The organism is Pseudomonas sp. Pse79 (genome assembly GCF_024519615.1).
In the GTDB taxonomy this organism is placed as follows: domain Bacteria; phylum Pseudomonadota; class Gammaproteobacteria; order Pseudomonadales; family Pseudomonadaceae; genus Aquipseudomonas; species Aquipseudomonas veronii.
The window spans coordinates 250,956-258,899 of the sequence record NZ_JALJRR010000004.1; the positions used below are offsets into that span (position 1 = coordinate 250,956).

Sequence of the window (7,944 nt, forward strand, 5' to 3'; positions counted from 1 at the left end):
CAATCAAAAAGGTGGGAGGGAGCTTGCCCCCTCCCACAAGGAGATCAGCATTGAACCGTCGACTTGTGTTCGCTCTGTTATTCGTCAGTGCCAGTGCGAGCGCTGCGCCGCCCAGCCTCGAACCTTTACTCAACAGCATCGCCGAGCGCCTGGCGATCGCCGACCAGGTCGCCCTGAGCAAGTGGGACAGCCACAAGCCCGTAGAAGACAAGAAGCGCGAGCAAGAGGTGATCGCCAGCGTCGTCGCCCAGGCCCCGAGCTACAAGCTGGACCCTGTCGCCGCCGGGCAGTTCTTCTCGGCACAGATCGAAGCGAACAAACTGGTGCAGTACGCCCATCTTTCCGACTGGCAGTTCCAGGGCAAGGCCCCCGACGATCCGCGCCCGGACCTGGTCAAGCAGATCCGCCCGCAACTGGACCAACTGCAAAAACGCCTGCTGCAGCAATTGGCCGACTTCAGCCCGCAGCGCACCGACCCACAGTGCCCGCAATGGCTGGCCGAAGCCGTGCATGAGCCGCTCAATGAGCCGATGCAGCAGTTGGCGATGATCCGCGCGACCGCCGAGCTGTGTATCTACAAAAACTAAAACGGTAAACCCGATCCAAAAATGCGGGAGGAGGCAATCCCCCTCCCACATTTGATTTGTGTGAATTCGCGCTTCCTGAACAATCGTCACATAATCGCACTATATTGGTGCGACAGCCTGCACCCTTCCCACCGACCCAGCCCATTTTGGTTCGAAACTTCCCGATGAAGCTGGCAGAACGCCACAGTTTCGAGCCTTAAACCCTTATTTCAGGGCTTAAACGCTTCTTTTCGGAGCCTTGGTTTGGTTTTTGCATTTTCCTTGTATCAGCGTGTGCCTCAAGCCCGCGCCTTGCTCCAAAAGAGGTCCTGATGACCATCAGCGATGCACTGCACCGTTTGTTACTCGACAACCTGACCACCGCGACCATCCTGCTCAATGACGACCTGCGCCTTGAGTACATGAACCCGGCGGCGGAGATGCTCCTGGCCATCAGCGGGCAGCGCAGCCATGGGCAGTTCATCAGCGAGTTGTTCACCGAGTCGGCCGAAGCCTTGAGCTCGTTGCGCCAGGCAGTGGAGCAGGCACATCCGTTCACCAAGCGCGAAGCGATGCTCACCGCCCTGACCGGCCAGACCCTGACCGTCGACTACGCCGTGACCCCGATCCTGAGCAACGGCAGCACCCTGCTGCTGCTCGAAGTCCACCCGCGTGACCGCCTGCTGCGCATCACCAAGGAAGAAGCGCAGTTGTCCAAGCAGGAAACCAGCAAGATGCTGGTGCGCGGCCTGGCCCACGAGATCAAGAACCCGTTGGGCGGGATTCGCGGCGCGGCGCAGTTGCTGGCTCGCGAGCTGCCGGACGAGCACCTCAAGGACTACACCAACGTCATCATCGAAGAGGCCGACCGCCTGCGTAATCTGGTGGACCGCATGCTCGGCTCCAACAAGCTGCCGTCGCTGGCGATGACCAACGTGCATGAGGTGCTGGAGCGTGTCTGCCAGTTGGTCGAGGCCGAAAGCCAAGGCTGCATCACCTTGGTGCGCGACTATGACCCGAGCATTCCCGACGTGTTGATCGACCGCGAGCAGATGATCCAGGCGGTGCTCAACATCGTGCGCAACGCCATGCAGGCCATCAGCAGCCAGAACGAGCTGCGCCTGGGCCGCATCAGCCTGCGCACCCGCGCCTTGCGCCAGTTCACCATCGGCCACGTGCGCCATCGCCTGGTGACCAAAGTCGAAATCACCGACAACGGCCCGGGCATTCCAGCAGAACTGCAGGAAACCATTTTCTTCCCCATGGTCAGCGGCCGCCCGGACGGTACCGGGCTGGGCCTGGCCATTACCCAGAACATCATCAGCCAGCACCAGGGTCTGATCGAATGTGAGAGCCATCCTGGCCACACCACGTTCTCGATCTTTCTGCCTCTGGAACAAGGAGCCCCATCGACATGAGCCGTAGTGAAACTGTCTGGATCGTCGATGACGACCGTTCTATCCGCTGGGTCCTCGAGAAAGCCCTGCAACAGGAAGGCATGACCACCCAGAGCTTCGACAGCGCTGACGGGGTGATGAGCCGCCTGGCGCGCCAGCAGCCCGACGTGATCATCTCCGACATCCGCATGCCCGGTGCCAGCGGCCTGGACCTGCTGGCGCGGATTCGCGAGCAGCACCCGCGCCTGCCGGTGATCATCATGACCGCACACTCGGACCTGGACAGCGCTGTCGCGTCCTACCAGGGCGGTGCCTTTGAGTACCTGCCCAAGCCGTTCGACGTGGACGAAGCGGTGGCGCTGGTCAAGCGCGCCAACCAGCACGCCCAGGAACAGCAGAACCAGGAAGCCCCGCCCGCCCTGACCCGCACCCCGGAAATCATCGGTGAAGCGCCGGCGATGCAGGAAGTGTTTCGCGCCATCGGGCGCTTGAGCCACTCCAACATCACCGTGCTGATCAACGGCGAGTCGGGCACCGGTAAAGAACTGGTGGCTCACGCCCTGCACCGCCACAGCCCGCGGGCGGCGTCGCCGTTCATCGCGCTGAACATGGCGGCGATTCCGAAGGACTTGATGGAGTCCGAGCTGTTCGGCCACGAGAAAGGCGCCTTCACCGGCGCGGCCAACCTGCGGCGCGGGCGGTTTGAACAGGCGGACGGCGGCACGCTGTTCCTCGATGAAATCGGCGACATGCCGGCCGATACCCAGACCCGCTTGCTGCGCGTGCTGGCGGACGGCGAGTTCTACCGTGTGGGCGGGCATACGCCGGTCAAGGTTGACGTGCGTATCATCGCCGCGACTCACCAGAACCTGGAAACCCTGGTGCATGCGGGCAAGTTCCGTGAGGACTTGTTCCACCGCCTCAACGTGATCCGCATCCACATCCCGCGCATGTCGGACCGTCGCGAAGACATCCCGACCCTCGCGCGCCACTTCCTCAGCCGCGCCGCCCAGGAGCTGGCCGTCGAGCCGAAGCTGCTGAAAAGCGAGACCGAGGAATACCTGAAGAACCTGCCGTGGCCCGGCAACGTGCGCCAGCTGGAGAACACCTGCCGCTGGATCACGGTCATGGCGTCCGGGCGCGAAGTGCATATCAGCGACCTGCCGCCGGAGCTGCTCAGCCTGCCGCAGGATTCGGCCCCCGTGACCAACTGGGAACAGGCACTGCGTCAATGGGCCGACCAGGCCCTGGCACGCGGCCAGTCGAACCTGCTGGACAGCGCCGTGCCGGCCTTCGAACGGATCATGATCGAAACCGCCCTCAAGCACACCGCCGGCCGCCGTCGCGATGCCGCCGTGCTGCTGGGTTGGGGCCGCAATACCCTGACGCGCAAGATCAAGGAACTGGGGATGAAGGTCGATGGCGCGGATGATGACGACGGTGACGAGGGCTGAATTTCAGCCCCACTGAAGATCGAATGTGGGAGGGGGCTTGCCCCCGATAGCGGCATGTCAGTCGGCATCTACATGACTGATCCACCGCAATCGGGGGCAAGCCCCCTCCCACATTTGGATCTGCATAAGGTTTGGCGACCATGCACCGCTTCAATGCACCATGAACCGGCATCGGGCACGGCGCCAACACCTCAAACCTTCGCACCGCCGCCTGAAATCAGACAACCAAAAACGCCAAAGCCCCGTATTCCGGGGCTTTTCGCTGTCTGGAGCGTTTTTTTCGAGCAACTTGGCCAGTGTGGCACGCGCCCTGCAATAACCCTGATACAACCCAGTTTCGGGGACCTTGGTACAGGCAGGCCGAGAATCCCCTCTTTACACCCGGGGTGCTTGATGCGAACCGCGTCGCGCTCCACACCGCTTTCGGGAACCTCGGTACAGGCAGGCCGGGGATTCCCTCTTTAACACGAAGCCGGATGGCTTCATCCCGTTTTGGGAGCCCTGGTACAGGCAGGCCGGGAACTCCCTCTTTTATTGCTCTTGGAGATGGATCTCCAGCCGCCAGCGGCCTTCAGCTTCCTCTCCCGACCATTCCCCACGCAACGGCCGCGCCGCCACCAGGTTGAGCAACAGGCCGCCATCGGTCTTGCGCACGCGCCAGTTCACATCCTTGTCATTGACCTTGAGCTGCCCGCTGGCAGCCTTGCCCTGCGCGTCGAACAACAGCGCCACGGTGCCGTCGATATGCTCGCCATGCAGCTTGGGTTCGCTGTTGAACCACACCACCACACCGTTGGCCGCCGGCGTCACCTGCAGCAATTCGACCGGGTCCGGGGCGGTCAGGCGCCCGATCATCAGGCCCACCATCAGGCCGACAATCGCCAAAGAGCCCAAAACCCTTGGCAATAGCTTCGGCCTGGGGTCTTCTTCGAGGGTAGAATGCAGCGCATCTTTGCCTTCGGAGCCGTGCATGTTTCACGTCATCCTTTTTCAACCAGAAATTCCGCCGAACACCGGCAACGTTATCAGGCTGTGCGCCAACAGTGGCTGCCACCTGCATTTGATCGAGCCGCTGGGCTTCGACATGGACGACAAGCGCCTGCGCCGCGCCGGGCTGGACTACCACGAGTATGCCACCCTGCAACGCCACGCTGACCTCGCCAGCTGCCTGGAAAGCCTCGGCCACCCTCGGTTGTTCGCGTTTACCACCAAGGGCTCGCGGCCGTTCCATGACGCCAGCTTCGCCGACGGCGACGCCTTCCTGTTCGGCCCGGAAAGCCGTGGCCTGCCGGCTGAGGTGCTCGACGCCCTGCCCGACGGCCATCGCCTGCGTTTGCCGATGCGCGAAGGTTGCCGCAGCCTGAACTTATCGAACACCGTCGCCGTCGCCGTCTACGAAGGCTGGCGCCAACTCGGCTTCAAATAACACACATAACAAATGTGGGAGGGGGCTTGCCCCCGATAGCAGTGGGTCAGCCAACACCTATTCAGCTGACACACCGCAATCGGGGGCAAGCCCCCTCCCACATTTTTTAGCGCATCGACTTATTGAACCGTCGACGAACCTTCCTGTTGCATGCGCTGCAGCTCTTGCGCATACAGGGCATCGAAGTTCACCGGAGCCAGCATCAGCGCCGGGAACGAGCCACGGGTGACCAGGCTGTCCAGGGTCTCGCGGGCATACGGGAACAGGATGTTCGGGCAGAACGCGCCCAGGGTGTGGCTCATGGACGCTTCGTCCAGGCCCTGGATCAGGAAGATACCGGCCTGTTGCACTTCAGCGATGAAGGCCACTTCTTCGCCGTTCTTGACGGTGACCGAGAGGGTCAGCACGACTTCGTGGAAGTCACCTTCCAGGGCTTTTTGACGGGTGTTCAGGTCCAGCCCGACGCTTGGGGTCCACTCCTGACGGAAGATGGCCGGGCTTTTCGGCGCTTCGAACGACAGGTCACGCACATAGATGCGCTGCAGCGAAAACTGTGGGCCTTGGGCTTCTGCTGCTTCGGTGTTCTGTTGGTCAGTCATCGCAGATCCTTCTTGATCTTGGGTCTTTTAGGGTTTAGGAGTCAGACGTGAAGCAGCGCGTCCAGCTTGCCGGCGCGCTCAAGGGCAAACAGGTCATCGCATCCACCGACGTGCTTGGCGCCGATCCAGATCTGCGGCACGGACGTGCGTCCCGCCTTCTGGGCCATTTCGGCGCGCACCTGGGGTTTGCCGTCGACCTTGATCTCTTCGAAGGCAACACCCTTTTTCTCCAGCAAGGCCTTGGCCCGCATGCAGTAAGGGCACCAATCGCTGGAATACACGACAACCTGGCTCATATCACTTCACCAGCGGCAGGTTGTCGGCGCGCCAGCTGCTGATACCACCAGACAGTTTGGCGGCGGTAAAGCCGGTCTTGAGCATTTCGCGGGCATGGGTGCCGGAATGCTGGCCTTGGGCGTCGACCAGGATAATGGTCTTGGCCTTGTGCTTTTCCAGCTCGGCCAGGCGCGCGATCAGCTTGTCCTGGGGAATGTTCAGGGCGCCAACGATATGACCGGCGGCAAAATCCTTGGCCGGACGGATATCCACGACAACGGCCTCATCCTTGTTGACCAGCGCGGTCAGCTCCGACGTGCTCAGGCTGCGGCCACCGCGGCTCATTTCATGAGCGATCAGCAGCGCCAGCAGGATGACGAAGGCACCCGCGAGCAGGTAGTGGGCAGTGGCAAATGCAATCAGGTGATCAACCATCAAGGAGGTTCCAGGGCGTTAAAATGGCGGTAAGTATACACAGCCGTCAGGGGGGGCCAACCCCCGTAAAGCGGTGACGTGGTCGGAACTTCGCTTTAAACTGCCACTCCCTTTTCAATCCCCTTCATCAATTACCGCCGCGAGAGGATCTATGACTACGACGCCTAAACCTTTGGTCCTGATAATTCTCGATGGCTTCGGACACAGTGAAAGCCACCACGACAACGCCGTGTACTCGGCCAACAAGCCGGTGCTGGACCGTCTGACCGCCACTTTGCCCAACGGGCTGATCTCCGGTTCGGGCATGGATGTGGGCCTGCCGGACGGCCAAATGGGCAACTCGGAAGTCGGCCACATGAACCTCGGCGCCGGACGAGTGGTCTATCAGGACTTCACCCGCGTGACCAAAGCGATCCGCGACGGCGAGTTCTTCGAGAACCCGACCATCTGCGCGGCCGTCGATAAAGCCGTCGCTGCCGGCAAGGCCGTGCATTTCATGGGCCTGCTGTCCGACGGCGGCGTACACAGCCACCAGGACCACCTCGTGGCCATGGCCGAACTGGCCTTCAAGCGCGGCGCCGACAAGATCTACCTGCACGCCTTCCTCGACGGCCGCGACACGCCGCCGAAAAGCGCGCAATCGTCGATCGAACTGCTGGACGCCACCTTCGCCGCCCTCGGCAAGGGCCGCATCGCCAGCCTGGTCGGTCGCTATTTCGCGATGGACCGCGACAACCGCTGGGACCGCGTGTCCCAGGCCTACAACCTGATCGTCGACGGCCAGGCCGAATTCAACGCCGCCACCGCCCAGGAAGGCCTGGAAGCCGCCTACGCGCGCGGCGAGAGCGATGAGTTCGTCAAGGCCACCACCATCGGCGAGCCGGTGAAAGTGGAAGACGGCGACGCCGTGGTGTTCATGAACTTCCGCGCCGACCGTGCCCGCGAGCTGAGCCATGTGTTCGTCGACCCGGGTTTCAAGGACTTCGAACGCGCGCGCCAGCCGAAAATCGAGTTCGTGATGCTCACCCAATACGCCGCCAACATCCCGGCCCCGTCGGCTTTTGCTCCCGGCAGCCTGGAAAACGTGCTGGGCGACTACCTGGCGAAAAACGGCAAGACCCAACTGCGCATCGCCGAAACCGAGAAGTACGCCCACGTGACCTTCTTCTTCTCCGGCGGCCGCGAAGAACCGTTCCCGGGCGAAGAGCGCATCCTGATCCCGTCGCCGAAAGTCGCGACCTACGACCTGCAACCGGAAATGAGCGCGCCGCAAGTCACCGACAAAATCGTCGACGCCATCGAACACCAGCGCTATGACGTGATCGTGGTCAACTACGCCAACGGCGACATGGTCGGCCACAGCGGCAACCTGGCCGCCGCGATCAAGGCCGTGGAATGCCTGGACCTGTGCGTGGGCCGCATCGTCGACGCCCTGGAAAAAGTCGGCGGCGAAGCGCTGATCACCGCCGACCATGGCAACTGCGAGCAAATGTCCGACGAGTCCACCGGGCAAGCCCACACCGCCCACACCACCGAGCCGGTGCCGTTCATCTACGTCGGCAAGCGCGACCTGAAAGTGCGCAAAGGCGGCGTGCTGGCTGATGTGGCGCCGACCATGCTGATGTTGATGGGGTTGGAGAAGCCCAAAGAGATGACCGGCACCTCGATTCTGGTCTGATCTAAACCACACCGCAGAACCAATGTGGGAGGGGGCTTGCCCCCGATAGCAGTGGATCAGCCAACACCTATTCAGCTGACACACCGCAATCGGGGGCAAGCCCCCTCCCACAC

Annotated in this window: 9 protein-coding genes; 5 read left to right on the top strand and 4 right to left on the bottom strand. The window is 62.2% G+C overall.

All coding sequences use genetic code 11. From position 1 onward, the window contains the following. Positions 1-50 precede the first annotated feature (50 nt). From NR164_RS08150 to ntrC, 3 genes are all read left to right on the top strand, one after another. Positions 51-587, top strand: coding sequence for a chorismate mutase (locus NR164_RS08150; RefSeq protein WP_256822598.1), 537 nt, complete (start codon positions 51-53; stop codon positions 585-587). 311 nt (positions 588-898) lie between these two features. Continuing rightward, on the top strand, positions 899-1,984 hold the full coding sequence (gene glnL, locus NR164_RS08155) for a nitrogen regulation protein NR(II) (protein WP_017849925.1): 1,086 nt from the start codon (positions 899-901) through the stop codon (positions 1,982-1,984). Then, positions 1,981-3,417, top strand: coding sequence for a nitrogen regulation protein NR(I) (gene ntrC / locus NR164_RS08160; RefSeq protein ID WP_017849926.1), 1,437 nt, complete (start codon positions 1,981-1,983; stop codon positions 3,415-3,417). The genes glnL and ntrC overlap by 4 nt, the downstream gene beginning before the upstream one ends. A 531-nt stretch (positions 3,418-3,948) precedes the next feature. Here the strand turns inward: ntrC and NR164_RS08165 are convergent. Beyond that, positions 3,949-4,389: a hypothetical protein gene (locus tag NR164_RS08165; RefSeq protein ID WP_079442662.1), complete on the bottom strand. Its 441-nt coding sequence runs from the start codon at positions 4,387-4,389 to the stop codon at positions 3,949-3,951. Between NR164_RS08165 and NR164_RS08170 the strand changes: the two genes are divergently transcribed. After that, complete coding sequence (locus tag NR164_RS08170; RefSeq protein ID WP_017849928.1) at positions 4,388-4,843, top strand: tRNA (cytidine(34)-2'-O)-methyltransferase; 456 nt, start codon at positions 4,388-4,390, stop codon at positions 4,841-4,843. The genes NR164_RS08165 and NR164_RS08170 overlap by 2 nt on opposite strands. A 119-nt stretch (positions 4,844-4,962) precedes the next feature. On the opposite strand, the gene secB is transcribed toward NR164_RS08170, so the two are convergent. From secB to NR164_RS08185, 3 genes are read right to left on the bottom strand one after another with little or no spacing between them, the layout of a single operon-like run. Beyond that, the gene (gene secB, locus NR164_RS08175) at positions 4,963-5,442 is read right to left on the bottom strand and encodes a protein-export chaperone SecB (RefSeq protein WP_017849929.1); all 480 of its coding nucleotides are present in this window, start codon (positions 5,440-5,442) and stop codon (positions 4,963-4,965) included. A gap of 41 nt (positions 5,443-5,483) precedes the next feature. Continuing rightward, positions 5,484-5,738: a glutaredoxin 3 gene (gene grxC, locus NR164_RS08180; RefSeq protein ID WP_046384999.1), complete on the bottom strand. Its 255-nt coding sequence runs from the start codon at positions 5,736-5,738 to the stop codon at positions 5,484-5,486. Position 5,739: 1 nt separating this feature from the next. Then, a complete protein-coding gene (locus NR164_RS08185; RefSeq protein ID WP_017849931.1) occupies positions 5,740-6,153 on the bottom strand; it encodes a rhodanese-like domain-containing protein in 414 nt (137 codons plus the stop codon). 151 nt (positions 6,154-6,304) lie between these two features. Between NR164_RS08185 and gpmI the strand changes: the two genes are divergently transcribed. Next, the gene (gene gpmI / locus NR164_RS08190; protein WP_046385000.1) at positions 6,305-7,831 is read left to right on the top strand and encodes a 2,3-bisphosphoglycerate-independent phosphoglycerate mutase; all 1,527 of its coding nucleotides are present in this window, start codon (positions 6,305-6,307) and stop codon (positions 7,829-7,831) included. The last annotated feature ends 113 nt before the right edge of the window (positions 7,832-7,944 follow it).